Annotated in this window: 21 protein-coding genes; 9 read left to right on the top strand and 12 right to left on the bottom strand. The window is 71.2% G+C overall.

Annotated features, from left to right (window positions below):
* Positions 1 to 82: 82 nt before the first annotated feature.
* Positions 83 to 550, top strand: a complete 468-nt coding sequence (locus ABEB28_RS09790) for a GtrA family protein (protein WP_345727686.1) — start codon at positions 83 to 85, stop codon at positions 548 to 550.
* A 121-nt stretch (positions 551 to 671) separates the two neighbouring features.
* Positions 672 to 1,235, top strand: a complete 564-nt coding sequence (locus ABEB28_RS09785; RefSeq protein ID WP_345727685.1) for a GtrA family protein — start codon at positions 672 to 674, stop codon at positions 1,233 to 1,235.
* On the opposite strand, the gene ABEB28_RS09780 is transcribed toward ABEB28_RS09785, so the two are convergent.
* On the bottom strand, positions 1,232 to 1,822 hold the full coding sequence (locus ABEB28_RS09780) for a PH domain-containing protein (RefSeq protein WP_345727684.1): 591 nt from the start codon (positions 1,820 to 1,822) through the stop codon (positions 1,232 to 1,234). The genes ABEB28_RS09785 and ABEB28_RS09780 overlap by 4 nt on opposite strands.
* Before the next feature lie 117 nt (positions 1,823 to 1,939).
* Here ABEB28_RS09780 and ABEB28_RS09775 point away from each other — a divergent pair, with 117 nt between their 5' ends.
* Positions 1,940 to 2,416: a Gmad2 immunoglobulin-like domain-containing protein gene (locus tag ABEB28_RS09775; protein WP_345727683.1), complete on the top strand. Its 477-nt coding sequence runs from the start codon at positions 1,940 to 1,942 to the stop codon at positions 2,414 to 2,416.
* Between the two features lie 26 nt (positions 2,417 to 2,442).
* Here the strand turns inward: ABEB28_RS09775 and ABEB28_RS09770 are convergent, their stop codons facing one another.
* Positions 2,443 to 4,260 carry a RelA/SpoT family protein gene (locus ABEB28_RS09770; protein ID WP_345727682.1) on the bottom strand — a complete coding sequence of 606 codons (1,818 nt, stop codon included), beginning with the start codon at positions 4,258 to 4,260 and terminating at the stop codon, positions 2,443 to 2,445.
* Positions 4,261 to 4,562: 302 nt separating this feature from the next.
* On the opposite strand from ABEB28_RS09770, the gene ABEB28_RS09765 reads away from it, so the two are divergent.
* Positions 4,563 to 5,147, top strand: a complete 585-nt coding sequence (locus ABEB28_RS09765; protein WP_345727681.1) for a PadR family transcriptional regulator — start codon at positions 4,563 to 4,565, stop codon at positions 5,145 to 5,147.
* Positions 5,148 to 5,222: 75 nt separating this feature from the next.
* Here the strand turns inward: ABEB28_RS09765 and ABEB28_RS09760 are convergent, their stop codons facing one another.
* Entirely contained in the window at positions 5,223 to 5,879 is a 657-nt protein-coding gene (locus tag ABEB28_RS09760) for a response regulator (protein ID WP_345727680.1), read from the bottom strand.
* Positions 5,880 to 5,884: 5 nt separating this feature from the next.
* Positions 5,885 to 7,417, bottom strand: coding sequence for a PspC domain-containing protein (locus ABEB28_RS09755; RefSeq protein ID WP_345727679.1), 1,533 nt, complete (start codon positions 7,415 to 7,417; stop codon positions 5,885 to 5,887).
* Positions 7,418 to 8,243: 826 nt separating this feature from the next.
* Between ABEB28_RS09755 and ABEB28_RS09750 the strand changes: the two genes are divergently transcribed.
* From ABEB28_RS09750 to ABEB28_RS09740, 3 genes are all read left to right on the top strand, one after another.
* Positions 8,244 to 9,836, top strand: a complete 1,593-nt coding sequence (locus tag ABEB28_RS09750; RefSeq protein WP_345727678.1) for a PspC domain-containing protein — start codon at positions 8,244 to 8,246, stop codon at positions 9,834 to 9,836.
* Positions 9,833 to 10,417: a hypothetical protein gene (locus ABEB28_RS09745; protein ID WP_345727677.1), complete on the top strand. Its 585-nt coding sequence runs from the start codon at positions 9,833 to 9,835 to the stop codon at positions 10,415 to 10,417. Before ABEB28_RS09750 ends, ABEB28_RS09745 begins: the two co-directional genes overlap by 4 nt.
* A gap of 219 nt (positions 10,418 to 10,636) precedes the next feature.
* Entirely contained in the window at positions 10,637 to 11,872 is a 1,236-nt protein-coding gene (locus ABEB28_RS09740) for a phosphatidylserine decarboxylase (protein ID WP_345727676.1), read from the top strand.
* Positions 11,873 to 12,044: 172 nt separating this feature from the next.
* On the opposite strand, the gene ABEB28_RS09735 is transcribed toward ABEB28_RS09740, so the two are convergent.
* The 6 genes from ABEB28_RS09735 to guaB form a co-directional block, all read right to left on the bottom strand.
* On the bottom strand, positions 12,045 to 12,962 hold the full coding sequence (locus ABEB28_RS09735; RefSeq protein ID WP_345727675.1) for a CDP-alcohol phosphatidyltransferase family protein: 918 nt from the start codon (positions 12,960 to 12,962) through the stop codon (positions 12,045 to 12,047).
* A gap of 472 nt (positions 12,963 to 13,434) precedes the next feature.
* Complete coding sequence (gene guaA / locus ABEB28_RS09730) at positions 13,435 to 15,000, bottom strand: glutamine-hydrolyzing GMP synthase (protein WP_345727674.1); 1,566 nt, start codon at positions 14,998 to 15,000, stop codon at positions 13,435 to 13,437.
* A gap of 1,065 nt (positions 15,001 to 16,065) precedes the next feature.
* Positions 16,066 to 17,913, bottom strand: a complete 1,848-nt coding sequence (locus tag ABEB28_RS09725) for a GMC family oxidoreductase N-terminal domain-containing protein (protein WP_345727673.1) — start codon at positions 17,911 to 17,913, stop codon at positions 16,066 to 16,068.
* Between the two features lie 94 nt (positions 17,914 to 18,007).
* Complete coding sequence (locus tag ABEB28_RS09720) at positions 18,008 to 18,622, bottom strand: GNAT family N-acetyltransferase (protein ID WP_345727672.1); 615 nt, start codon at positions 18,620 to 18,622, stop codon at positions 18,008 to 18,010.
* On the bottom strand, positions 18,609 to 19,733 hold the full coding sequence (locus ABEB28_RS09715) for a GuaB3 family IMP dehydrogenase-related protein (RefSeq protein WP_345727671.1): 1,125 nt from the start codon (positions 19,731 to 19,733) through the stop codon (positions 18,609 to 18,611). The genes ABEB28_RS09720 and ABEB28_RS09715 overlap by 14 nt, the downstream gene beginning before the upstream one ends.
* Before the next feature lie 137 nt (positions 19,734 to 19,870).
* Positions 19,871 to 21,418, bottom strand: a complete 1,548-nt coding sequence (gene guaB / locus ABEB28_RS09710; protein ID WP_345727670.1) for an IMP dehydrogenase — start codon at positions 21,416 to 21,418, stop codon at positions 19,871 to 19,873.
* Positions 21,419 to 21,790: 372 nt separating this feature from the next.
* Between guaB and ABEB28_RS09705 the strand changes: the two genes are divergently transcribed.
* Together ABEB28_RS09705 and ABEB28_RS09700 are read left to right on the top strand one after the other, a co-directional pair.
* Positions 21,791 to 23,263 carry an alpha/beta hydrolase family protein gene (locus ABEB28_RS09705; RefSeq protein ID WP_345727669.1) on the top strand — a complete coding sequence of 491 codons (1,473 nt, stop codon included), beginning with the start codon at positions 21,791 to 21,793 and terminating at the stop codon, positions 23,261 to 23,263.
* A 69-nt stretch (positions 23,264 to 23,332) separates the two neighbouring features.
* The gene (locus ABEB28_RS09700; protein ID WP_345727668.1) at positions 23,333 to 23,731 is read left to right on the top strand and encodes a DUF5319 family protein; all 399 of its coding nucleotides are present in this window, start codon (positions 23,333 to 23,335) and stop codon (positions 23,729 to 23,731) included.
* Positions 23,732 to 23,767: 36 nt separating this feature from the next.
* Here the strand turns inward: ABEB28_RS09700 and ABEB28_RS09695 are convergent, their stop codons facing one another.
* Together ABEB28_RS09695 and shbA are read right to left on the bottom strand one after the other, a co-directional pair.
* On the bottom strand, positions 23,768 to 25,126 hold the full coding sequence (locus ABEB28_RS09695) for a hypothetical protein (RefSeq protein WP_345727667.1): 1,359 nt from the start codon (positions 25,124 to 25,126) through the stop codon (positions 23,768 to 23,770).
* Positions 25,123 to 25,707 (bottom strand): RNA polymerase sigma factor ShbA, encoded by a 585-nt coding sequence (gene shbA, locus ABEB28_RS09690; protein ID WP_345727666.1) that lies wholly within the window; start codon positions 25,705 to 25,707, stop codon positions 25,123 to 25,125. The genes ABEB28_RS09695 and shbA overlap by 4 nt, the downstream gene beginning before the upstream one ends.
* Between the last annotated feature and the right edge of the window lie 516 nt (positions 25,708 to 26,223).

Genomic DNA, 26,223 nt, shown 5'->3' with positions numbered 1-26,223 from the left:
GGGCCGGGCTCCGTCCCGTGAGCAGGTAGTGCAGCTTCTCACCCGCGGTACGGCACGGGACCGCGACCCGTATCCTCGATCGGTGGACTTCGTGCGGCGTCTTCGCGACCGATGGCACGCCCTGATCAAGGAACTGACGAAGTTCGGCATCATCGGCATCGTCAACACCGCGCTCGACTTCGCGGTCTGGAACGCGCTGCTGTTCATCGGCCCGATCAAGGCGCAGGTCATCGCGACGATTGTCTCCGCCACGTCGTCGTACTTCATGAACCGGCACTGGACGTTCCGGCACCGGGCCCGCTCCGGCCTGCGCCGGGAGTACCTGCTGTTCTTCGGCTTCAACGCGATCGGGCTGTTGATCACCGCTGCCATCCTGGGGGTGGCGGCCTACGTCTTCCACGTCGAACACGTTGCGGCGCTCAACGTCGTCAAGCTGTTCGCGATCGCGGTCGCCACCGCGTTCCGGTTTTGGGCGTACCGCCGCTGGGTCTTCCTGCACCCGGAGGACCAGCTGTACGAACCCGAAGAGGAGCCGGCCCCCCAGCGGTAGGAACTCCTTTTCGACCGCGACACACGCGAGAGGTTGAAGAGGGTTCAGTGGCCGGAGGGATTGTGAACACATCTGACCAATGCCGCATGGTCGCGTGCATGGAGTCTCTATCGTGGCCAACGTGACTCTGTTGGCCAAGTTTCGCGCCGGTCGGGAAGGGCTCCTCCGCCAGCTGGCGTCGTTCGGCGCCATCGGAGCCTTGAACTTTGTCGTCGATACCGCGATCTTCAACGCGCTGTTCGTGGTCGGTCCGGTGAAGGCGCAGATCGTGGCGACCGTCGTGGCGACGACGCTGTCGTACTTCTTGAACCGGCACTGGACGTTCCGGAAGCACGAACGGTCCGGGCTGCGGCGCGAGTACACGTTGTTCTTCGTGCTCAACGGCGTCGGGCTGGCGATCACCGCGGCGATCGTCGGCGTCGCGAAGTACGGCTTCGACCTGCACGACCAGCTGGCGCTGAACGTGGTGCGGCTGTTCGCGATCGGGGTCGCGACGCTGTTCCGGTTCTGGTCGTACAAACGCTGGGTGTTCGGCAAGGAGGTTGTGCCTGCCCCTGCGGTGGTCACTTCCGGGACGGATGCGACCGGCACCGAGCCCGCAGCTGTGGCCGACGCCGCGGCGACGATCGTCCGGACCGTCCCGGAGCAGCGCTCCGACCGCGAACCGGTCCGCGCCGACCTCTAACGCCGCCGGAGCCAGCGTCGTCCGACGACCTCCGGCTCCGCGTCGATCTCGTCGAGGTCCCCGTCGAACTCCTCCTCGACGTCCGGGTCGAGGTCCTCCGCGTCGAAGTCGCCGAACTCCTCGTCGAGCAGCTGGTAGACCGCGCCCTGCACGCGCTCCACCCCCGGCACGTTCTGCACGACGACCACACCGCGGTCGCCGGTCAGATCGACGTAGAGCGTGCCGCAGCCGAGCGCCCGCTCCAGCAGCGTGTGCTCGAACGAGACCTCTTCGATCCGGCCGAGCGGGATGTCCCGCCCGTACCGCGCGAACACCCCGGAGCGCAGCAGCAGGCGACGATCGGTCACGGTCAACGTCGTCGTCAGCCAGTGCAGTACCGGCCGGGACACCGAGGCGCCCAGGACGACGAGCGCGACAGCGGCGATCCCCCACCGCGTCGAGGACTGTGACACCACCGCGATCAGCAGCCCGGCCACCCCCACCACGACGACGGTGACCACCGCAGGGCGGAAAAGCACCCGCACGTGCGGGTGACGGTGAACGACGACGTCCTCGCCGTCCATCAGCAGGCGGTACGGCACGGCCACCGGCGTCTCCGGACTCCTCGGGCAAAACTATTCGATAAAGCCACAAAACAGCGGGCGTCGGTGCTCGACCTCGCGCCCGGCAGGCTAGAGCATGTGGGCCGGAAGCGGGGGGAACAGATGCGGCGACACGACATCCGGCACCGGCGGGCTGCGGCGGCCCTGGGCGCGCTCGCCCTCCTCACCACTGCTGCGTGCAGTGGTGACGACGGCGATTCGGCGGCGGCGCCCACTGCGTCCGCCAAGAGCAGTCCGACTACGGTCACCACGACGGCGGCGAGCCCGGTCTCCACGCCGGCGCTCGACGCCGGGCCGATCACGCTCAGCACACCCGGTGAGGGCGCGACCGTCGACCGCAGTTTCCTGGTCCGCGGCTCGGGGGTCGCGTTCGAGGGCACCGTGCTCTGGAAGCTCTCCGACGCGGGCGGCGGGGAAGCGATCAGCGGTTACGCCACCGCAGGCACGACCACGAAGCAGCCGTTCCAGTTCACGGTCGAGGCCCCGGACGCCGGCGAGTACACGCTGACCGTGTACCGGGAGTCCGCAGTCGACGGCGCCCAGACCGACGCCGTCAGCCGCACGATCACCGTGCGGTAGTCGGCACCGTGCGGTAGGTCGGCCGCTCAGTCCTCGCCCGGACCGTCGACGATGAGGATCAGGCGGCGGGCGACGTCGGTCGGGTCGAGACGGCCGTCGGCCACCGCCGCGCAGAGCGAATCGTGATCCGGCAGGTCGAGGACCCGGGCCAGCATCGACAGCGGTCGGTCGTGCGCCAGCACGCGCCCCTCCGCGGCCAGCGCCGCCGCGATGTTCCGCCGCCCGTCCTCGACCGACGCGTCCGAGACGTCCTCGGCGAACCAGCGACGGATCTGGATCTGCGCCTGCGGGCTCTTCGCGAACGTCAGCCACTCCTCGCTCGGCCCCGAATACTCCGACGGCGACGTGAGCACTTCCACCACGTCGCCGTCGGAGAGAGGCCGGGCCAGCGGTACGAGCTGCCCGTTCACCTTGGAGCCGATGCATCGGTCGCCGAGCCGGGTGGAGACCGCGTAGGCGAAGTCGACCGGTGTCGCGTTCTCCGGCAGGCTGATCGCCCGCCCGTTCGGCGTGAAGACGAGCACCTCGTGGTCGGAGAGGCCGGAGCGCAGCGAGTCCATGAACTCGCCCGGCTCGGCGGCCTCCTCCTGCCAGTCGAGCACCCGCTGCAGCCACTCGAGCTCGGCCGCGGCGTCACCCACTCGATCCCGGCCGAACCGGTGCAGCGCGGCGATGCCGTACTCGGCGACGCGGTTCATGCCCTCGGTCCGGATCAGCACGTCGCAGCGGCCCTCCGGCGCGATCACCGTGGTGTGCAGCGACTGGTACATGTTGAACTTCGGAACGCCGATGTGGTCCTTGAACCGGCCCGGGATCGGGTGCCACCGTCCGTGGATCACGCCGAGCGCTGCGTAACACTCCGTCGGGTCGCCGTCGATGACCACGACGAGCCGGTCGGCGCCGATGAAGTCGCCGGGCGCGTTCGGCGTCTTGTTGATCTGCTTCCAAACCGACTTGAGGTGGCGCTCACGCCAGGTGACGCTGGCCTTGATCCGGGCGCTCCGCAGCGCCCCGGAGGCCTCGGCGACCAGGCCGTCGAGGTAAGCCGTGCGCTCGGCCATCCGCGTCTCGACGCGGCGCTCGACCTCGGCGTAGGCCTCCGGCTGGAGGATCCGGAAGACCAAGTCTTCCAACTCGCGCTTGATCTTGTGGATCCCGAGCCGACCGGCCAGTGGGATCAACACCTCGTTGGTGGCGCGAGCGATCCGCTGCTGGGAAGGGCCGGACTTGAAGCCGAGCGTCCGCATGTTGTGGACGCGGTCAGCGAGCTTGATCACCAGGACGCGCGGGTCGCGGCCGGCCGTGATGATCATCTTCCGGTTGGTCTCGGCCTCGGCTGCGGCCGTGCCGAAGCGGACCTTGTCCAGCTTGGTCAACCCGTCGACCAGCAGCGCGACCTCGTCACCGAAGTCGGCGCGTAGCTGGTCCAGCGTGTACTGGGTGTCCTCGACCGTGTCGTGCAGGATCGCGGCGACCAGGGCGGTGGTGTCCATGCCCAGCTCGGCGCAGATCTCGGTGACCGCGAGCGGGTGGGTGATGTACGGCTCGCCGCTCTTGCGCATCTGCCCGCGGTGGGCGCGCTCGGCGATCGTGTAGGCCCGACGGAGAACCTCGACGTCGGCCCGGGGGTGCGCTTCGCGGTGCAGTGCCAGCATGTTCGCCAGCGGATCGTTCTGACGGTTGCGCCCGGCGGTGGTCGCCGCCCCGGCGCGGAGGAGAGCCCGTAGCGCTCTCCGAGCCACCGGCCCCCCCGCCACCGCTCCGCCGGTCTGCGCGTCGTCTGATCCGCGGCGACCGAGCGGCTGGGTCGGATTCGACCCGAACGGGGTGGCCTCGGCGCTCATGCCTCGGCCCGTCCAGGGCAGCAGAAGCCCATACGGACTACAGAACGGTGTCGGACGGCTCGCGTATTCACTGCGGGCCTCACCTCCGGCCGGTCGCCGAGACAGGAAGTCGAGATGTACCGATGGTATGCGCCCAAACAGCCCGTTGGTGCCCCTGACCGGGCGAGCAATCCGATGCGCTGGTCCACCACTGGCCGTTCGACGGAGCCCCGCTAACTAGTTGGTATCGATCACTGTTGCATCGCGATAGTTTCCGATATATCGTTAGAGCATCGGTAGCAAGACCTACACAGGAGGCACTCATGTACCGCACACCCCACGAGCACCGCGGCCGAGGCCGCGGACGACAGGGTTTCTTTCCCGGCTTCGGCGGAGTTCCGCCCTTTCCCCCGGGCTCGCCCGGATTCGGCCCCTTCGGCCCTCATGGGCGCGGCGGCCGCCGGGCTCGTCGCGGCAACGTCCGCGGCGCCGTCCTCGTGCTGCTCCGCGAGCGGCCGATGCACGGCTACGAGATGATCGGCGAGATCGCCGAGCGCAGTAACGGCGTCTGGCGGCCGAGCCCCGGCTCGCTCTACCCGGCCCTCCAGCTGATGGAGGACGAAGGTCTCGTCACCATCGAGGAGACCGAGGGCAAGCGGCTGGTATCGCTCACCGAGCGGGGCCGCGTCGAGGCGGACAAACTGGCCGAGAGCGGCACCACGCCGTGGGCGCAGGTGTCCGAGGGTGTCGAGCAGAGCATGCTCGACCTGCACGCCGCGATCGGTCCGGTCGTCCACGCCGCCGGTCAGGTGGCCCAGGTGGGCACCGAGGAGCAGCGCGCCAAGGCCGTCGAGATCCTCACCGACGCCCGGCGCAAGCTCTACACGCTGCTAGCCGAAGCAGAGTGATGTGCACGGCCCGTCCAGGAAACGGCAAACGAAGGCCCGCGTCGCGGTGCGACGCGGGCCTTCGCGTGTGCTCGGTCAGATAAGCCTTCGGTCGACCGCCCAGCGGGACAGCTCGTAGCGGTTGGACATCTGCAGCTTGCGCAGGACGCTCGACACGTGCGTCTCGACCGTCTTCACCGAGATGAACAGCTCGGAAGCGATCTCCTTGTACGCGTAACCCCGCGCCAGTAAACGCAGCACCTCGCGCTCCCGGTTCGTGAGCAGGTCGAGCTCCGGGTCCCGAACCACGGTCTCCGGCCGCTGGGTGAACGCGTCGAGCACGAACCCGGCCAGCCGCGGCGAGAACACCGCGTCCCCCTCGGCGACCCGGCGCACCGCGTCCGTCAGCTCGTCGGCGGCGATCGTCTTCGTCACGTAGCCCCGGGCGCCGGCCCGGATCAGCCCGATCACATCGTCGGCGGCGTCCGAGACGCTCAGCGCGAGGAACTTCACCTGCGGCAGCGTCGGCCGGATCGCCTCGAGGACGGCCCGTCCCCCGCCGTCCGGCATGTGGACGTCGAGCAGCACCACGTCCGGGGTGAGGGTGGTGATCACCGACACCGCCTGCGGCACCGTGCTCGCCTCGCCCACCACCTCGACCCGGCCACCGAGTTCGGCGCGGACGCCGGCCCGGAACATCCCGTGATCGTCGACCAGAACGACTCTGATCCGGCCGTCCGTCGGACTAGTCATCGCTTCTACTCACCGTTCGTACGCGTCATCGTCAGCCGGACCTCGGTACCACTCCCGGGGCTGCTCCGGATCTCGGCCTTTCCGCCGTGCCGCTCCATCCGACCGAGGATCGAGCCCCGCACGCCGTGCCGGTCGTCGTCCACGCGCGAGGGGTCGAAGCCCCGGCCGCGGTCACGGATGAAGACGCTCACCTGGTCGGGTTCGATCTCGGCGTACAGCGACACGGACGCTACTCCGGCGTGCTTGCCCGCGTTGACCAAAGCCTCTCGGGACGCCTGAACCAGGGCCGAAAGCGGCGGGTCCAGCGGGCAGTCGCCGACCACCACCGCGTCGACGCTCACCGCGAACGCGTCCTCGACCTCGGCGGCGGCCTCCTCCAACGCGGCACCGATCCGCTCGGCGGCCGAGGCCGTCGGCTTGTAGAGCCAGTTGCGCAGCGAGCGTTCCTGGCCGCGGGCCAGCCGCGCGACCTCGCGCGGGTCGCTCGAGCGCCGTTGGATCAGCGCGAGCGTGTGCAGCACCTGGTCGTGCACCATCGCCGCGATCTCGGCCCGCTCCTGGGAACGGATCCGCTCGCTGCGCTCGGCCCGCAGTTCGACGATGATCTGCGCCAGCCAGGGTGCGATCACCAGCGCGACGCCGGTGAGGAGCACGGTGCCGAACAGGAAACCGTCCCGGACCGACTGCCACTCGCCGGTGAACACCAGGAAGCCGACCAGGCCGACCATCACCAGGACACCGCCGCCGGCCAACCGGATCGCGGTCATCGCCCGGCCGCCCGACAGGACCGGGCCGAGCCACGGCACCTGGGGTGCTGCCGCGGTCCACCGCTGCCGCTGCACCGGATCGGCTCGACGCCAGACCAGCGCCGCGCCGACCGCGACGACGCCGAGACACCAGACCAGCACCAGCTGGCTGTTCCCCCCGACGCCGAGCAGCACGATGATGATGCCGAGGCCGAACACCAGGAACGCGACGAGCTGACCGGTGTCGCGGTGCCGTCCGCGCTGTTCGGCGGCTGGGTCGAGGCTCAGCACCGCCCAGAACACCGCGTACAGCACGGCCCCGAGCCCGCCGAACGCGAGCAACAACAAGAACACCAGCCGGACGACGAGCGGGCGGGCGCCGACGTGCTCGGCGATACCCGACGCGACACCGCCCAGGACGCGGTCGTCCGTGCGGCGGTAGAGCCGCCGGATCGGTACGCCGGACGACGTCGCCAGGCCTGACGTGACGAAGCCGGACGCGGTCGGAGGCATGGCTGCGGTCGCGGCCGCGGCCGCGGCGCGGGCCGCCTTCCGGACCGCCTCGGTGGCGCGCTCGGCAGCGGGGCCGTGCGCGGCCACGTGCTCAGCGGTCGCGCGCTCGACGGTCGCTCGGTGCGCCTCGGCGTGTGCGGCCGCGATGCGGTCGGCTTCGGCACGGGCGCGGGCAGCGGCCTCCTGCTGGGCCTGCTGAGCTTGCTGGACCTGCTGGTGGGCGGCGAGGTACTGAGCGGTCAGCTGTTGGGCCGCCGCGTAGGGCACGGAGGTCTCCACGGAGGATGAACCCTGCTCGACCGGCGTCTGCAAGACGTCAGAGAAGGCCGGATGCTGGAACGGGTTCATTGGCGCGGGAGGGGCCGTGACGGAGCCGGCGCCGGGCCCGCGGTGCGCTGGCGTAGTGATCATTCCTCCCGAGGTTCGCGGTCGACCTCCAGGTCGACGTATCCGATCGTCACACGCATGGGGGCGGTAGGCCACGGGGTGTGCCCCGGAGATACGACCCCGGCGCGAATCAGGGTCCGATCAGGGTCGTGCCTGATGGTTCGGAGCGGCGGGGGCCAGGAGTATCGATGCCATGGACAGCCTCGACCCCCGCCGGGAGCCAGCGCCGGACTCCGGCTCCACCCCGCCCAGCGGCTCGGCCGCGGCGTCGGACTCCGCATCAGTGGGGGCGACGCCGTCCACCGAGTCGGCCACCTCTTCCGAATCGACCACCGCGTCGGAGTCGACGACCTCTCCGGGGGCCGCCGAGCCGCCGCCCGGTCCGACTCCGCCGCCCGGTCCCGTGCCGCCTGGTGGCTCCGTGCCGCCCGGTCCCGTGCCGCCCGGTGGCTCCGTGCCGCCCGGTCCCGTGCCGCCCGGTGGCTCCGTGCCGCCCGGTCCCGTGCCGCCCGGTGGCTCCGTGCCGCCCGGTCCCGTGCCGCCCGGTGGCTCCGTGCCGCCCGGTCCCGTGCCGCCCGGTGGCTCCGTGCCGCCCGGTCCCGTGCCGCCCGGTGGCTCCGTGCCGCCCGGTCCCGTGCCGCCCGGTGGCTCCGTGCCGCCCGGTCCCGTGCCGCCCGGTGGCTCCGTGCCGCCCGGTCCCGTGCCGCCCGGTGGCTCCGTGCCGCCCGGTCCCGTGCCGCCCGGTGGCTCCGTGCCGCCCGGCGGCTCCATGCCGCCCGGCGGGCACTTCCCGCCCGGTGGTTCGACGCCATGGGCCGGTGCCGGCGGCGGCGGATGGACCTGGAACCGCGGCCGGACGCTCACCCGTACGCGTCAGGGCAAGTTCATCGCCGGCGTCTGTGCCGGCCTCGGCCGGAGCACCGGCGTCGACCCCATCCTGTTCCGGGTCATCCTCGCCGTGCTGGTCTTCTTCGGCGGCATCGGCGCCCTCCTCTACTTGGTGGCCTGGCTCGTCCTCCCCGTCGACGACGAACCCGCCTCGCCGATCGAGTCGCTGCTCGGGCGAGGACGCTCCGGCACCTCACCTGCGCTGACGGTCGGGCTGATCGTGCTGGCCGCGCTGGTCCTGGTCGGCTCGCTCAACAACGGTTTCCAGGCCACGCTGCTGCTGGCGGCCTGCGTGATGGGCGGCGTGCTGCTACTGCGCCGAACCGGGCACCACAACGGTTACCCGGCCGCGCCCGTCGGTGTCGGCCCGGCTGCGGACCCGACGCTGGGATTCGCGTCCCCGACGTTCCCGACTCCGCCGACCGCACCGCCCGCACCGCCCGCACCGCAGGCGGCACCCGCTGAGCAGGCGGCGTGGGCAGCGGCCGCGACGACGCCGGTGGCCGCGACGATGCCGACCGCGACCGCTGACCCGTACCTCCCGCCGACCGCGTCGGTTCCGCCCACCCCGTCGGTGCCGCCGTCCGTTTCGGTTCCGCCGGCCGCGACGCCGTTCGCCGCGTCGGCTCCCCCGACGCCGTTCCCCGCGAGCGTCCCCCCGTACACGCCGCCGCACGCCGACCCGTACGGCACGCCGGGCGGCACCTACACGGCGCCGTTCGCCCCCTACGGTCCCTACGGTCCGTACGGCGGAGGCGCGACGCCGCCGATGCACGTGGTTCCGCCGGTGCCTCCGATGCCGCCGAAGCGTCCCAAGGAGCGCTCGGTGCTCGGCCGGCTGACGTTCTCGGTGGCCTGCCTCGCGATCGTCATCCTGGTGATCATCAACGCGGCCGGTGGGAACATCCCGTTCACCGGGTTCGTCGCGCTGGCGCTCGGCATCGTCGCCGCCGGTCTGCTGATCGGTGCCTGGGTCGGACGCGCCCGCTGGCTCATCCCGCTCGGCGTGCTCCTGACGTTCGCCCTGGGCATCGGGTCGATCGCCGAGAACGTCGACGGCGGCCCGTCCAACGACGGACGCGACGTCACGCACCGTCCGACCAGCGTCGCCGAGGTCTTGCCGACGTACGAGTTCGGCGCCGGTGACTTCGAGCTCGACCTGACGGCCGTCGACTTCACCGGCACGACCAAAACCATCGTCGTCAACTCCGGGTTCGGCGACTCCCAGATCCTGCTGCCCGAGGACGTCGACGTGAGGATCGAGTACGACCTGGGTGCCGGCGACGCACAGATACTCGACCGGCGCGACGAGGGCCTCGGCGTCCACGGCATCCAGATCGACGAGGGCGAGAACGGACCGGACACCAGCAACCTCAAGCTGGTCATCCACCACGGCGCCGGGGACCTGGAGGTCACGCGATGAGGCGGCACCCTACCGACAGCGTCTCGTTGGTCTTCGCCCTTCTCTTCATTGCCGCCGTGGCGTGGTGGGGCGTCGCGATGATCAGCAGCGACCCACTGCACGTCCCCGCGGCGTGGATCGGGGCCGGAACCCTGCTCGTGATCGGCCTGGTCGGGCTGGTGAGCGCACTGCGCCCGCAGCGTCGTCCGGTCGAGGCGCCGCTGACCGTTCCGCAGGCGCCGCAGGCCGCGCTCGACCCGGACCCCTACGCCGACCCGTTCCTGGCGTCCATGTCGCTGCCCCGGGTGGACGGCGTCCTCGACGCGGACGCGATCGCCGCGGCGTACCGCGAGGCCGGCTTCGAGGACCCGGTCGCCCCGGCGGCTCCGGCCGCCACCGCGGTCGCCGACCGGCCGACTGACACCGCCCGGGCCGCGGAATCGGCGCCGCTGACCGACGCGGCCCCCGCGGATGCCGACGAGCCGACGACCAAAGACGCCGACGACGCCGACGACGCCGAGCAGACGAGCCCTCGCCTCGCGGACCGCCGCGGCGACACGAAGGAACTACCGGCCGATCGGGACGGGAGCGCGTCGTCATGACCGCCTGGCTCGTGGTCGCCGGGGCCCTGCTCCTCTGCGCGCTGGCAGCCGCCGTGCGGGTGGACACCGCCCCGACGTCCGCAGCCCAGCGGTAACCGATGCGGGTCCCGGCCGGGGACCGCTGACGGAGAGATAGGCGGACGCGACTTCAGCAATATGCTGGAGTCGCGTCCGGCTGTTGGGGTACGGACGAGAAATCGCCGACACCCAAGGTGAGGTATGGCTGACCACGCACTTTCCCCCCGGCCGGACGCCGGTCCGCTCGCGCTGTCCGACCGACCCGTCGGTCCGGTTGCCGCGAAGGCGCTGAGCAGCGAGGTGGCCCGGCACCCGGGCCCGAAGACGGTCCTGGTGATCGGTGTCACGGCAGGCGACACCGTGGTCGACCGGGTGCTCGCCGTCCTCATGCCCAGCGACCAGGTGGTTGTCGTCGCCGACGGACCGGTCGACGACCTGCTCGCCGGGAGCGAGGCGCTGACCGGACGGGTGACCGTCCGGAAAGATCTGCCGACGGACCCGTCCGAGCTGCCCGCCCCGGTCGACGTGGCGGTGGTCGCACGTCCGGTGCTGCACCCCACCGTCGTCGACCGAGTCCGCCCGCTGCTGGCGGCGGACGGCGTCCTGACTGTCGCCACCGATGCCACCGCGGGTGACCCGCTCACCGGCGTGGTCGCTGACCACGCGGTCCGGACCGACCGGGTGTTCCGCTCGTTCCCGCCGCTGCGGGTGCACCAGCTGCGCTTCAACCCGGCGACGCCGCACCTCGCCGCCCGGCTCGACCCGGCGGCCGTGCCGAGCCACGTCGCGGTCACCAAGCGGATGGGCATCGACTCGAACGGCGTCGCGTTCGGCGGATTGTTCGCCGGCGTCGCGCTGCTGACGAAGGTCGTGCGTCCGCGCTCCAAGGCGTGGCTGGTGCCGGCGGCGCTGTCGGTGCCGGTGGCGGCGTTCTTCCGTGACCCGCGCCGGATCGTGCCGGACGATCCGCGGGCGGTCGTCTCGTCCGCCGACGGCAAGGTGCTGGCCGTCGAGCGGCTGACCGACAGCCGGTTCGGCCCCGACGAGTGGCTGCGGATCTCGGTTTTCCTGTCGGTGTTCGACGTCCACGTGAACCGGTCGCCGGTGGCGGGACGCGTGGTGTCGGTGCTCCGCGAGGAGGGCGGGTACGCGAACGCGATGACCGCGGCGGCCGAGCACAACGTCGCCTGCTACACGGTGCTCGAGACCGTGCACGGGCGGGTCGTGGTGGCGCAGCGCTCCGGGTTGATCGCGCGGCGGATCGTCAACCGGGCCGGGGTCGGTGCGCTGCTCGCCAGGGGTGAGCGGTACGGGCTGATCCGCTTCGGCTCGCGCACCGACGTCTACCTGCCCGCCGACGCGGCCGCGCCCCTGGTCTCCCCCGGCGAACGAGTCATCGGCGGCGAGACCGTCCTGGCCCGCTGGACCGCCGAATAACCCAGCCGCACGCAGAACGGCCGCCTCCTGGAACCCAAGCAGGAGGCGGCGGTGCTGTGTTCTGACCTGGAGCCCGTCCAGGGCGACGCTGCCGATCGGGCGGGAGGACGCCGCGTATAGGTGATACTCAACTCCTTCCGCCCGCTCGGCAGCGTTGTTCTGGACGGGCCGCTCACACAGCGGTTATGCCTCTTTTTTGGCGGGCCCAGAGCAATGGGCCGCTCAGCAGGTAGGCGCCGACGAGCAGGCCGAGCACCGTGGTCGGGTCGAGCACCACCGCGACCGCCGCCAGCGGCAGCAGCCACCGCGGCACCCGCCGCAGCGCACCGATCTTCAGGTACGGGAACGAGCTGACCATCGCGATCGCGAGTGCGGCGACGAACAGCGGAGCCGCCCACCGACCGGCCTCCGGGCGCACCAGGACCGCGATCACCATGATGGCGGCCGCGATCGTGGTCGGGACCCCGGAGAAGAACCGCCCGTTCTTCGGCGAGACGTTGAACCGGGCCAGCCGGATCGCCGCGCAGATCGCGATCAGCGCGCACGCCAGTCCGGCCACCACCGTCGGGCTCGGACCGGCCAGCCACGCGAACACCACGACCGGCGTCGCGATGCCGAACGAACACATGTCGGCCAGCGAGTCCATCTGCGCGCCGAACGGCGTCGAGACACCGAACGCGCGGGCCAGCGCCCCGTCCGCGCCGTCGAAGAGAACGCAGCCGAGCAGCACGGCCGCCGCGATGCGCACCTCGCCGTGCAGCACGGCGAAGATCGCCGCCATGCCCAGCAGCAGGCTGGCCAGCGTGCACGCCTGAACGACGGCGAACTGGCAACGCCGGGTGACCGTCACCTCGCCGGTGAGCAGCGGCGCCGACTGGGGCGCCTCGCTCGCCAGCCGCTCGGCCGGCGTCGCAGGCCGGGCTCCGACGGTGCGACGCCGCCGCACCGGGGTACCGCCGTGCACCGCATCACCGACGCCTCGAGTCTCCCCGTCGGGCCAGGTGAGCGTGGTGTACGGCCCGACCGGCTGCACCCCGTCGACGCCGGGCGGAGCGCCTGCGTCGAGCCCGCCGCGTCGCCTTACGAGCACGCGTCGAGCGATGGTGCCGCCGCGGCGGAGCCCACGGCTCCACCTACGGCCAGCCGGACGGGGGCGGTCGGCACGCCGCCGCCAAGGTCTCGCTTGCACCCCGAATCCTCCTGGGCCTGGGCCGGGTCGATCGTCAATGGCTCAGCCGCTCCAGGCGGCGGGCCACTATCGGACAGCGAGCGCTTTTCGCCGCGTCCGTCACTAGCGGACGTACATTCGCATACACGTCCGCGAGTGTTCAGATGTTCGACCAAGAAGTATGGGTTACCCCGCGAGGCGCCGCTCAATCGAGGAACGGCCGCTGCGAGGTCCAGATCGTGTCCGTTCCCCCGCTCGGACCGCCGCCATGTGCTGGCGGCGGACATTCAGACAGCTCACCGCGGTGCGGCGACCTCAACGGTACCGCACCGATGCCATCCGAGTGAGACTGCTCACAGGGGGGTTGGTGCCCCCGGAACGGGGGTAGGACGCGCTACTCCCACTCGATGGTGCCCGGCGGCTTGCTCGTCACGTCGAGCACGACTCGGTTCACGTCCGCGACCTCGTTCGTGATCCGGGTGGAGATCTTCGACAGGACGTCGAACGGCACCCGGGCCCAGTCCGCGGTCATCGCGTCCTCACTGGTGACCGGACGCAGCACGATCGGGTGCCCGTACGTCCGGCCGTCGCCCTGGACACCCACGCTGCGCACGTCGGCCAGCAGGACCACCGGACACTGCCAGATGCTGCGATCCAGCCCTGCGGCGGACATCTCCTCGCGGACGATCGCGTCGGCCGTGCGAAGCAGGTCCAGACGGTCGGCGGTGACCTCGCCGATGATCCGGATCGACAGGCCGGGGCCGGGGAACGGCTGGCGCCACACGATCGCCTCCGGCAGGCCCAGCTCCAGGCCGACCTGGCGGACCTCGTCCTTGAACAGCGTCCGCAGCGGCTCGATCAGCTGGAACTGGAGGTCCTCGGGGAGGCCGCCGACGTTGTGGTGGCTTTTGATGTTCGCGGTGCCGGTACCACCACCGGACTCGACCACGTCCGGGTAGAGCGTGCCCTGCACCAGGAACTCGATCGTCTCGCCGTGCTCGCCGGCCTCGGCGATCAGCTCGCGCTCGGCGGCCTCGAACGTCCGGATGAACTCCCGGCCGACGATCTTGCGCTTCTGCTCCGGGTCGGTGACGCCGGCCAGCGCGGAGAGGAACTGCTCCTGCGCGTTGACGACCTTCAGATTGATGCCGGTCGACGCGACGTAGTCCTGCTCGACCTGCTCGGCCTCACCGGCCCGCAGCAGGCCATGGTCGACGAAGACGCAGGTGAGCTGGTCACCGACGGCCTTGTGGACGAGCGCCGCGGCGACCGCGGAGTCGACGCCGCCGGAGAGGCCGCAGATCACGCGCTTCGAGCCGACCTGGGCCTTGATCGCCGCGACCTGGTCGGCGATGACGTTGCCCATCGTCCAGTCGGGGGTGATGCCGGCGACGTCGTAGAGGAACCTCTCCAGCATCCGCTGCCCCTCGGCGGTGTGCAGCACCTCGGGGTGGAACTGGACGCCCGCGAAGCCACGGGCGGTGTCCTCGAACGCGGCGACCGGAGCGCCCCCGGTAGCCGCGGTGACCAGGAAGCCGGCTGGTGCCTTGCTGACCGCGTCGCCGTGGCTCATCCAGACCGACTGCTGGGTCGGCAGCCCGGCGAAGACGACGCCCGGGTCGAGGACGGTGAGCTGCGTGCCGCCGTACTCGCGGCTACCGGTGTGGGCGACCGTGCCGCCGAGTGCCTGCGCCATCGCCTGGAACCCGTAGCAGATGCCGAAGACCGGGACGCCGGCCCCGAACAGCTCGGGGTCGACGTGCGGCGCGCCTTCGGCGTAGACGCTGGACGGACCACCGGACAGCACCACGGCGGCGGGCTTGCGCGCGAGCATCTCCTCGACCGGCATCGTGTGCGGGACGATCTCCGAGTAGACGTTCGCCTCCCGGATCCGGCGGGCGATCAACTGCGCGTACTGCGCACCGAAGTCAACGACGAGAACCGGGGGCGGAACGCTCATGCCCTCGAAGGGTAGTGGGGCATAGCAGCAAAGCGTGCATCGGTCCAGAGGGTGCGGGGTGCTACCCGGCCTAGCGCCTGCCGCCCGTGCCCACGCCCGCGCCGCCGCCCGGCCGATTTTCGGGAACACCACCTTGCGCGGCGCGCCATCGTCAAGCGGTCGCGGCAACGGGGGTGGCCGGCTGCTCGGCAGCGGTGTCGTCGGGTGGCGCCGCAGATGGTTGTCGGGCTCTCGGGGCCACCCACCCGATGGTTGTCACGCTCTCGGGGCCACCCACCCGATGGTTGTCACGCTCTCGGGGCCACCCACCCGATGGTTGTCACGCTCTCGGGGCCACCCACCCGATGGTTGTCACGCTCTCGGGGCCACCCACCCGATGGTTGTCACGCTCTCGGGGCCACCCACCCGATGGTTGTCACGCTCTCGGGGCCACCCACCCGATGGTTGTCACGCTCTCGGGGCCACCCACCCGATGGTTGTCACGCTCTCGGGGCCACCCACCCGATGGTTGTCACGCTCTCGGGGCCACCCACCCGATGGTTGTCACGCTCTCGGGGCCACCCACCCGATGGTTGTCACGCTCTCGGGGCCACCCACCCGATGGTTGTCACGCTCTCGGGGCCACCCACCCGATGGTTGTCACGCTCTCGGGGCCACCCACCCGATGGTTGTCACGCTCTCGGGGCCACCCACCCGATGGTTGTCACGCTCTCGGGGCCACCCACCCGATGGTTGTCACGCTCTCGGGGCCACCCACCCGATGGTTGTCACGCTCTCGGGGCCACCCACCCGATGGTTGTCGCGCATCCCGTGCCATGGCACGGAATGCGCGACAACCATCTCGGCGGCACCCGGAAACGGCGACAACCACTCAGGGCTGGCCGCGTGCCAGCCGGGCGTCCGTGTCGTTCCGGGCGGGCCCCACCGCCGCGGCAGCGGTGTCCCGCTTGCGGGCAGCGCCAGGCGCCCGCACGGTGGCCTTCGCAAGTGCACCGCGAGTAGCCCGAGCGGTGGTCTTTCCGAAAATCGGTGCGGCGACGCCGACGGCGGTGACGCCAGCGGGCGTCAGCGGTCGATGGACGCGGGTGGGGCCTCGTCGGCGGTCACCTGGGCCGCGTCGGCCGGGGTGGGCTGAGAGCTCGCCGCGCTCGGCTCGACGACGGACGTCGCCGCGACCTCGGTGTCCGCCGAGCGTGCGGCCACGAGCCCCTCCAGCGGGACGAACGGTAGGCGGAGCGCTCCCTCGGCGGCGTCGGGGACCGCAGGACGGACCGGAGGCACCGGCGCCACCAGGCGGTACGGCGAGTCCTGCCCCGGGCGGGGGTCCTCCTCGCCCTTGTTCGGCCACAGCGCCATCGCTCGCTCGGCCTGCGCGGTGATCGAGAGCGACGGGTTGACCCCGAGGTTGGCGGAGAGAGCAGCCCCGTCAACGACGTGCAGGCCGGGGTAGCCGTAGACGCGGTGGTACGGGTCGACGACCCCGGTCTCCGGCGAGTCACCGATCGCGCAGCCACCGATGAAGTGGGCGGTCATCGGCACGTCGAACGCCTCGACGAGCGTTCCGCCCGCCATGCCGCCGATGTGCGCGGCGGTCCGCCGGGTCGCCTCGTGGCCGGCCGGAATGTAGGTGGGGTTCGGCGCGCCGTGGCCCTGACGGGTCGTCATTTTCCGACGGCCGAACATCGTCCGCTTGGTGAACGTCGTCAGCGAGTTGTCCACCGACTGCATCACGAGCAGGATGATCGTCCGCTCCGACCAACGACGTAACCAGATCAGGTGCCGCGCCTTGGGCAGGTTGCGGCCCATCTCCTTCAGCCAGCCCGGCCACCGCTTCTTTCCGGGGGCCGCCGGGGGCGGGAGGACGGTCGTCAGCATCCCCATGAAGTTGCTGCCCCGCCCGTAGCGGACCGGCTCGATGTGCGTGTTCTCGTCCGGGTGGAACGACGACGTGATCGCGACGCCGTCCGCGAGGTTGTCGTCCGCAACGACCTCGAGCCGGTTCGCACCGAGCAGCGCCTCGGAGTTGGTCCGCGCCAGCACTCCGAGCCGCGACGACAGCGCAGGCAGGTGCCCGGCGTCCCGGCAGGCGTGCAGCAGCCGCTGGGTGCCCAGCGCGCTCGCCGCCACGACCACCTGCGAAGCGGTGAACGTCCGTCGCCGCGTTCCCCAGCCGGTGGGGGCGGTGTCGACCGCGTAACCGCCTCCGGAGAGCGGCCGGATCGCGGTCGCGGTGGTGCGCTCGAAGATCTGGGCGCCGTTGCTCTCGGCTAAGTACAGGTAGTTCTTCACCAACGTGTTCTTGGCGTTGTAGCGGCAGCCGGTCATGCAGGCGCCGCAGTTCGTGCACCCGGACCGGCGTGGTCCGGCGCCGCCGAAGTACGGGTCGTCCACCTCGGCACCCGGCTCGCCGAAGAACACGCCGACCGGCGTCGGGTGGTACGAGTCACCGACGCCCATCTCGACCGCGACCTTCTGCATGACCCGGTCGGCGGGCGTCGTGAACGGGTACGTCCGCACGCCGAGCATTCGCTTGGCCTGGTCGTAGTAGGGCGCCAGCTCGGTCTTCCAGTCGGTGATGTGGCGCCACTGCGGGTCGTCGTAGAACGCCTGTGGCGGCTCGTAGAGCGTGTTCGCGTACACCAGCGATCCGCCGCCGACTCCCGCTCCGGCGAGTACCAGGACGTCCTTCAGCAGTGTGATCCGCTGGATGCCGTAGCAGCCCAGCTTCGGCGCCCACAGGTACTTGCGGACGTCCCAGGACGTCTTGGGCAGTTGCTCGTCGGTGAACCGGCGACCGGCCTCCAGCACCGCGACCCGGTAGCCCTTTTCGGTCAGCCGCAGCGCGCTGACGCTGCCTCCGAATCCGGACCCGATGACGACGACGTCGAAGTGTTCAGCGGCTTCGTTGCCCACGACTGCCCCGCCCTACTGCCGAGTAACGTGACAGCGCTCACCGTGACACTGACCAATGTCAGTGTCAACCGACTGTGCCCAATTGGCCGCGAACTCACCCGACGACGGTCGAGCGCCCCAGGTAGGTGGTGGACGGGTCGGGAACGGCGATCTCGTGGAATCCCAGCCGGTCGTAGAACGCCCGTGCCGCGGTGTTCGTCGGCACCATGCCCAGGTGCACCGCCAGCACGTCCTGGGCGGCCAGCGCGCGCAGGAACCGCGCCATCAGCGCTCGCCCGAGGCCCCGCCCCTGGTACTCCGGCAGCAGGTCGATGTGCAGATGCGCCGGGTACTCGTCCAGCTCCGGGTGGAGCATCCGCTCCGGGTCGTGCAGCAGCCGGACGAGCCCGTCGGTGCGGCTGGTGCCGTCGGTGAGCGGCCAGCGATCGGCGACCGACGGCAGCCACTCACCCCGGTACCGCTTGACGAATGCCCGGGTGTCGGCGGTGCCCACGATGTAGCCGACCGCCCGCTCCCCGTCGTCGACCACGTACGCCAGCTCGGGCTCGAACGCGACGTACGGGTCGGAGAAGGCCGTCGGGAAGATCGTCGGATCGGGGTAGAGCGGCCGCGCGTCGCCGCCCTCGTGCCCGGTCCGGATACAGATGTCCCGCACGGCGTCCAGATCGGCGTCCCCGTAGGGACGAATCAACGGCTCAACGGTCGACAACCAGATCCACCTTCTGGAACGCCTTGACGTCGGAGTAGCCGGTCTTCGCCATCGACCGGCGCAAGCCGCCGAACAGGTTGAGCCAGCCGTTCGGGTCGTCGGCCGGGCCGTCGACCACGGTCGCCAAGCTCCCCAGCGGCCACTCCGAGGTCGCCGGGACGTAGCTGCCGCGCGGCAGCTTCGGGTGCGATGCCATCGGGTGCCACCAGGCACCACCGGCGGGCGCCTCGGCGGCCACCGAGAGCGGCTGACCGAGCATCACGGCGTCGGCGCCGCAGGCGATCGCGCGCGCGATGTCGCCGGATGTCTGCAGCTCACCGTCGGCGATGACGTGCACGTACCGGCCGCCGGTCTCGTCCAGGTAGTCGCGCCGGGCGGCGGCCGCATCGGAGATCGCGGTGGCCATCGGCACCCGGATGCCGAGCACCTCGTCCTCGGTGGCCCACTTGTCGGCGCCGGTGCCGACGATGACACCGGCCGCACCGGTACGCATGAGGTGCAGCGCGGTCTGGTAGTTCGCGCAGCCGCCGACGATCACCGGCACGTCGAGGTCCGCGATGAACTGCTTGAGGTTCAGCGTCGGCCCGGACGTCGTCACGTGCTCGGCCGAGACGACCGCGCCCTGGATCACCAGCAGGTCGACGCCGGCCGCAACGGCCTCCAGCGCCAGCTCCAGCGTGTGCTGCGGGGAGATGCGGACGGCGGTGGTGACGCCGCCGTCCCGCATGATCCGGATCCGGTCGCTGATCAGCTCGGGCTTGATCGGCTCGGCGTAGGCCTCCTGCAGCCGACGGGTACGCCGCGAGTCGTCGGAGAGCGAGGCCAGCTCTTCGAGCAACTTCGTCGGGTCGTCGTACCGCGTCCAGAGTCCTTCGGCGTTGATTACGCCGAGCCCGCCGAGGCGACCGATCTCGATCGCGGTCTGCGGGCTCATCGTCGCGTCCGACGGCGTGGCCACCAGGGGCAGGTCGAAGCGGAACGCGTCGATCTGCCAGGAGAGGGACGTGTCGTTGACGTCACGGGTGCGCCGCGAGGGCACGATCGCGACCTCGTCCAAGTGGTAGGCGCGGCGGGCGTTCTTGCCCATCCCGATCTCCACCGACATGTTCAATTCCAGGCCCCTTACTCGTCGGTGCCGCGCCGTCGAAAGCTCCAGTTTATTCAGGCACGTCCGTCGCGGTGTGCGGTGGAGGCCTCAGGAGTTCCGTGCCTCCGCCGCCGCAGGGCCCGACACCGCCCTCGTCGAGCTCAGGACTTCCGGGAGTAGTTGGGTGCCTCGACCGTCATCTGGATGTCGTGCGGGTGGCTCTCCTTGAGCCCGGCCGCGGTGATCCGGACGAACCGGCCGCGCTGCTGGAGATCGGCGACCGTCCGCGCACCGACGTAGAACATCGACTGCCGCAGACCGCCCACCAGCTGGTGTGCGACGGCGGAGAGCGGGCCGCGGTAGGGCACCTGGCCCTCGATGCCCTCCGGCACCAGCTTGTCGTCGGAGGCGACGTCGTCCTGGAAGTACCGGTCTTTGGAGTACGACGGCTGCTGACGGCCCCGGCTCTGCATCGCGCCGAGCGAGCCCATCCCCCGGTACGTCTTGAACTGCTTGCCGTTGATGAACTGCAGCTCGCCGGGGCTCTCCTCGACGCCGGCCAGCAGCGAACCGAGCATCACCGTGTCGGCGCCGGCGACCAGCGCCTTCGCGATGTCCCCGGAGTACTGCAGGCCACCGTCGCCGATCACCGGCACGCCCGCCGCCTTGGCCGCGCGGGCCGCCTCGAAGATCGCGGTGACCTGCGGCACGCCGACGCCTGCCACGACCCGGGTGGTGCAGATCGAACCGGGGCCCACGCCGACCTTGATCGCGTCGGCACCGGCCTCGATCAGCGTCTGCGCGCCTTCCTTGGTCGCGACGTTGCCCGCGATGACCTGCGCGAGCGTGTCGGCCTTGACCCGGTGCACCATCTCCGCGACCGCCCGGTTGTGCCCGTGAGCGGTGTCGACGACGACGATGTCGCAGCCGGCGTCGACCAGCGAGCGGGCGCGCTTGTAGGCGTCCTCGCCCACGCCGACCGCCGCAGCCACCACCAGCCGGCCGTCGGGGTCTTTCGTGGACAGCGGGTACTGGTCCTTCTTGACGAAGTCCTTGTGGGTGATCAGGCCGCAGAGCCGGTTCTCCCCGTCCACCAGCGGGAGCTTCTCGACCTTGTTGGCGCGCAGCAGCCGCAGCGCCTCGTCCGGGTCGACGCCCACCGGCGCGGTGATCAGCGGCATCGGGGTCATGACTTCCCGGACCCGGCGGGTGGGGTCGGTCTCGAACCGCATGTCACGGTTGGTGACGATGCCGACCAGGACGCCGTCCGCGTCCACGACCGGCAGGCCGGAGATGCGGTACCGGCCGCAGGCCCGGTCGACGTCGGCGAGCGTGTCGTCCGGCGAGCAGGTCATCGGGTTCGAGACCATCCCGGACTCGGACCGCTTCACCATGTCGACCTGCTGCGTCTGGTCCTCGATCGAGAGGTTGCGGTGCAGCACGCCGACGCCGCCCTGGCGCGCCATCGCGATCGCCATCCGGGCCTCGGTGACCGTATCCATCGCGCTGGAGAGCAGCGGGATCCGCACGCTGATCTCGCGGGTCAGCCTGGTGCTGGTGTCAACCTCGCTGGGCATCATGTCTGATTCGCCCGGCAGCAAAAGCACGTCATCGAACGTGAGCGCGGTCGGGGCGAACAGCTCGGCCAGTGAGTCGGGCGCGACGAAAGTGTCGGGAAACGAGTTCAGCGAGGTGGCCTCAGGCAGCATGCCTCATCGTAGCCGTCACCGCGCGTGAGCCGGGTCGCGCCGCCCGTCGCTGGTGAGGCCGGTGAGACCAGCGGAAACAGACGAGACGAGCTGAATCGGTGCGGTGAACGCGATTCCCTACTCGCTAGTACACGAGCCTCTCGAAGTGGTAGATCTCACCTGCCAGGTTCCAGGGCCGCACCCTGCCGTGGCCGCGTGCCCACGGACGGGCGGCGGTCGGCCGTGTTGCGGCCCGGCGACGAAGGAGTCTCCGTGCCCGATCGCCCGACCCTCGCGGCTTCGCACCGCGTCCGCGCTCTACGCCTGTGGCGCGCGGGTGCCCGCCGGGCCGCCGCCTGGAAGGCTTCCGCCGGGCGGAGGAGCGCTGCGGCAATGGTGGGGCTGGTCGTGCTCGGCGGATCGTTCGCCGTCGCCGCCCCGGGCGCGGCCGCGCCCGCACCCGCGCCGACCGTTCGAACGGTGCAGGTGACGTCGTTCGACGGGACGGCGATCGTCACGAACTTCTTCCCGGCCACCGGCCTGACCGCCGGGCGGCGAGCACCCACCGTGCTGGTCGGCCCGGGTTGGGGCCAGCCCGGTGAGAGCAATCCGGCCGCTCCGTCGGTGGCCGGATTACGGCAGCAGGGCTACAACGTGGTGACGTGGGATCCGCGCGGCTTCGGCCGGTCCGGCGGCGCGGCGTCGGTGGACTGGTACCGCTACGAAGGGCGGGACATGCAGACGCTGCTGTCCTGGGTCGCCGCTCAGCCGGAGGTCAAGCTCGACCGGCCGGGCGACGCGCGGGTCGGGATGGCCGGGGGAAGCTACGGCGGCGGCATCCAGTTCGTCACCGCGGCGCTCGACCGCCGGGTGGACGCGATCGTTCCGACCATCGCGTGGAACTCGCTGGTCAACAGCTTGTACCCGAACCAGACGCCGAAGAGCGGCTGGGGCAATCTGCTCTGCGGCTTCGGCTCGGCGGGCACCAACCGGGTGGCCCCCCAGGTGAAGGCCACCTGCGAACTGGCCGCGACCGGCGGGCTCCCGGACGCCGCACTGGAAGCATGGTGGCGCGATCACGGACCCGCGGGACGACTGATCAGTCAGGTGCGCGTGCCGACGATGATCGTCCAGGGCACCGTCGACACGCTGTTCCCGCTGCGTGAGGCCATCGCCAACTATCAGGCGCTCCGGAAGCGCGGCACGCCGGTGAAGATGGTGTGGTTCTGCGGCGGCCACGGCGTCTGCAACACGCCGCCGGGGCAGGCCGGCCACGTCGACGCACTCACCGTCGCCTGGTTCGACCGCTGGCTGAAGCGATCGCGGTCGGTCAACACCGGGCCCGGGTTCGAGTACGTGGACGACTCCGGGGTGTGGCGGGGTGCGCCGGCCTACCCGCTGAGCCGAACCCGCCGAGTGAGCACGACCGGCTCCGGGACGCTCGCGTTCAGCCCGGCCGACACCTCGGGCACTGACATCGCGGCGCAGCCGGCAACCAACGCCGTGCGGGTGCCCGGTCCGAAGTCCCGTGGCCAGGTGGTCGGCTCGCCCACCCTGACGCTCACCTACCGGGGCACCGGTAACGCACCCCGGACGTCGCTCTACGCGCAGGTCGTCGACACCCGCCGCAACGTCGTCACCGGGAACTTCGCCACTGCGCTGCCGGTGGTGCTGGACGGGAAGACGCACACGCTGACGATTCCGCTCGGCGCGATGGCGTGGACCACTGGCGCCCTCCAGCTCCAGATCATCGGCGGCTCCCGCCTCTACTACCCGCAGCGGGTCACCGGCTCGGTGACGATTCGCGCCACCGTGCGGTATCCGGTAACGCCGCCAGCACACACTGTAAGTTTTGGCGGCAGCTGATTCGAAACCCCTCGCAGCGTCGTGTCAAGGGGGAAGGCGCGGCGCTGCACGTCGGGCTACGGTGGGAGCGTGCAGGAGGAACCGCTAGACCCGTTCGCGGGTGACCCGGCCGACCCGACGTCAGCGCTCGAAGACGACGGGCCGGGCCGCGGTGTGCAGCCGCTCACCGCGGAGGAGCGCCAGGACGTCCTCGACGACCTAGCCGATCTCGACGTCTACGAGGCGCTGCTGACCGCCCGCGACATCCGCGGGCTGGTCGTCGACTGCGAAGACTGTCGGGTGCCGCACTACTTCGCGTGGGACCTGCTCCGGGCGAACCTCCGCCATCTGCTGGTCGCCGGACGCACCCGCGTGCACGAGCCGGCCTTCGACCCGGACCCCAGCGAGTACGTCACCTGGGAGTACGCCCGCGGGTACGCCGACGGCATGCAGGACGCCGTCGAAGACGCGGACGAGCCAGGCGCCTGAGCGCAGCACCCTGGCGTTAACACCAGCGGTTAACGCCTACTCCGCCGTCGGACCGGCGTCCGTACCGGTGACTTGGTCGCCTGACTGACCGTCGGTGGATCCGCCGTTCGAGATGGTCTCGCTGGGCGCGGGATCGGGCGTGTTTCCTGGTCCGGACGGCGTGGGCTCGGGCTGCTGCGTCGGGTCGGGATCCGGTGCCTCGCTCGTCGGAGCGGGGTCGGTGGGGCCGGGTGCCGTCGTCGGCGTCGCCGCGGACGACGGGCTGGCCTGCGGGTTACCGGTGCCGCGACGCGGATCCCCGCCACGGCCCCAACGAGAACGCGTCGTCGGGCCGCCCGTGGCCCCGTTGCTGGCCGTCGCGTCCGGCGACGCCGACGGGTCCCCGAACGGCGACTGCAGTTCGGGCATCGCGGCGGTGATCTGGAGCTCCTGCGCCAGCTTGTCGGCCTCGTCGGAACCCTCGCGCACCTCCTCGTCGAGCTTCTCCTGCGCGTCGGCGAGATACCGCCGAGCGCTCGCCGTGTCACCGCGCTGCATCGCGTCGCGGGCCTTGTCCAGCGACGCGTGTGCTTCTTCACTGGCCACGATCGAGCGGGCACGCTCGGCATAGATGACCCGGCTGATCGGCCAGAGCGTGTCGCCGGGATGCGCGGTGGACGCGGCCGCGACGCTGCCGGCCGAGCCTGCCGCCACGATCGCTGCCGCGGCGGCCACCGCGACCACGACCCGGTCGAGCCGCCGACGACGGGACCGCCGGTCGGCCAGCTCGGTCACCGAGGAGTCGTCGCTCTCGGGCGGGAGCCGATCGAACGACGCGGCGAACTCCTCGGTCGACTCCTCCACCGGCTGCTCGGCAGGGTCTTGGGCAGCTCGACGCGCGTAGCCGGCCGCGACGAACGCCGACCGCGCGGACTCGTCGATCCGGTCAGGATCGGTGAGGACCGCCAGCGGCGTCGTGTCGTCGCCGAAGAGCGCGAGCACCTCGGTGTCGTCCGCCGACGTCTCGGCGTCGACCCTGGCCAGCAGCAGCGAGGTGGGGAGATCCGGGACGGATTGGGGCGTCGGCGCGGACGGGGCATCCGACGCGGAGAGGGTGTCGGCGTCGGACCCGGTGTCGGCGTCGGACCCGGTGTCCGACGCGAGCAGCGTCTCGGGCGCCAAGAGAGAGCTCGTCCGGGACGACGGCGGCAGACCCTCGTCGAGCTCGTCGCGCCAGCCGGTGAGCAGGCGTGCGGTCACGTCCGCCCGGTAGCTGGCCGGCAGTTCGCCGCGGCCTAGGGCGTCCAGCAGAGCGTCGTCGCGCAGGATTGCGTCCACACCGGCCTCGTGATCGGAGTCGGCGTACTCGTCGTGGTCGGGCACGTCGTGCGGGTACGGCCCGCGGGGTTCGGTCATGCCGTCTCCCGGACGGGGGCCAGCGTACGGCGGAGACGGTTGAGCGCGCGGTGCTGTGTCACCCGCACCGACCCGGCACTCATGCCCAGAGCCTGGCCGGTCTCCTCGGCGCTCAGCCCCACGGCGATGCGCAGCAGCAGCACGTCGCGGTGCGCGGACGGCAAGGTGTCGAGCAGGTCACGCATGCGTCGGGACGAATCGGCTTCGATCGCGTAGCCCTCGGGGCCGCCGCCGGGCGCGGGCGTCTCAGGGACCGTCTGCACTGGAACGCCGAGTTCGCGGGCGGCGACCCGATGTGCGTCGGTCACTTTGTTGGCCGCGATGCGGAACAGGAACGCCGTGAAGGGGCGTCCCTGGTCGCGATAGCGAGGCAGTGCGTGCAACACCGCGAGACACACCTCCTGCGCCACGTCGTCCGCCGTCGTGTAGGAACCGCCGCCAGCGCGTCCCAGTCGTGCGCGGCAGTAGCGCACCACCATCGGCTGCACCTGCCGGAGCAGCTCTGCGGTGGCCGCCGCGTCGGACTGTGCCGCTCGGGACGCCAGCACGTCCAACTCGCGCTCGACCCGTTCCCCGGTCATCGCCGCCCTGTCGGAGGACTGCACTCGCGTCCGCTGCCGCGCTCACACCCGCAGAACTTCCACGCGGGAGGCTGACGTCTGAGCCTGGCCACGGTTCCTGACCGTAGCCTGCCAGCCGTACCCGCGGGCGGCACCTGTCCGCACGGTCGAAACGCATCCCCCGGACGGACGAGGCTGGCTGGCCCGGATCGAGTCGTCAATCCGCAGGTCAGAGGGGGACAGGTCAAATTCTCAACTACTCCGTAAGGCCGGGGGCACTCCACTCGCCACGGGGTCGCGGAGCGTGACGACGCACGAGACCAAAACACTGAGTAATCTCGACGTGACACTTCGGACGGTCCGGAAACTACCTAGCTCGGTATTTCACCCCGGATCAGCGAACCCGCCAATCCGCCATCCGGCCGAGGTATCCCGCCCACCCGGACCCGCCCACTACACCCGCCCAGAGCGCCACCGGCGCCGGACGCGCGGGGGCGGGCGCGGGGGCGGGCGCGGGGGCAGAGCGCGGGGCCCGGG

Source organism: Cryptosporangium minutisporangium, assembly GCF_039536245.1.
Classification (GTDB): Bacteria; Actinomycetota; Actinomycetes; order Mycobacteriales; family Cryptosporangiaceae; genus Cryptosporangium; species Cryptosporangium minutisporangium.
The sequence above is the reverse complement of the archived record's forward strand: the minus strand, read 5'-3'. Positions and strand labels throughout refer to the sequence as shown.

What these genes read in the sequence shown, in the direction of transcription:
- ABEB28_RS09745 (WP_345727677.1), top strand. Translation starts at nt 9,833, where the DNA reads ATGAGGCGGCACCCTACCGACAGCGTCTCGTTGGTCTTCGCCCTTCTC.
- ABEB28_RS09775 (WP_345727683.1), top strand. Translation starts at nt 1,940, where the DNA reads ATGCGGCGACACGACATCCGGCACCGGCGGGCTGCGGCGGCCCTGGGC.
- guaB (WP_345727670.1), bottom strand. Translation starts at nt 21,418, where the DNA reads ATGCTGCCTGAGGCCACCTCGCTGAACTCGTTTCCCGACACTTTCGTC.
- ABEB28_RS09740 (WP_345727676.1), top strand. Translation starts at nt 10,637, where the DNA reads ATGGCTGACCACGCACTTTCCCCCCGGCCGGACGCCGGTCCGCTCGCG.
- guaA (WP_345727674.1), bottom strand. Translation starts at nt 15,000, where the DNA reads ATGAGCGTTCCGCCCCCGGTTCTCGTCGTTGACTTCGGTGCGCAGTAC.
- ABEB28_RS09770 (WP_345727682.1), bottom strand. Translation starts at nt 4,260, where the DNA reads ATGAGCGCCGAGGCCACCCCGTTCGGGTCGAATCCGACCCAGCCGCTC.
- shbA (WP_345727666.1), bottom strand. Translation starts at nt 25,707, where the DNA reads ATGACCGGGGAACGGGTCGAGCGCGAGTTGGACGTGCTGGCGTCCCGA.
- ABEB28_RS09765 (WP_345727681.1), top strand. Translation starts at nt 4,563, where the DNA reads ATGTACCGCACACCCCACGAGCACCGCGGCCGAGGCCGCGGACGACAG.
- ABEB28_RS09695 (WP_345727667.1), bottom strand. Translation starts at nt 25,126, where the DNA reads ATGACCGAACCCCGCGGGCCGTACCCGCACGACGTGCCCGACCACGAC.
- ABEB28_RS09705 (WP_345727669.1), top strand. Translation starts at nt 21,791, where the DNA reads ATGGTGGGGCTGGTCGTGCTCGGCGGATCGTTCGCCGTCGCCGCCCCG.
- ABEB28_RS09760 (WP_345727680.1), bottom strand. Translation starts at nt 5,879, where the DNA reads ATGACTAGTCCGACGGACGGCCGGATCAGAGTCGTTCTGGTCGACGAT.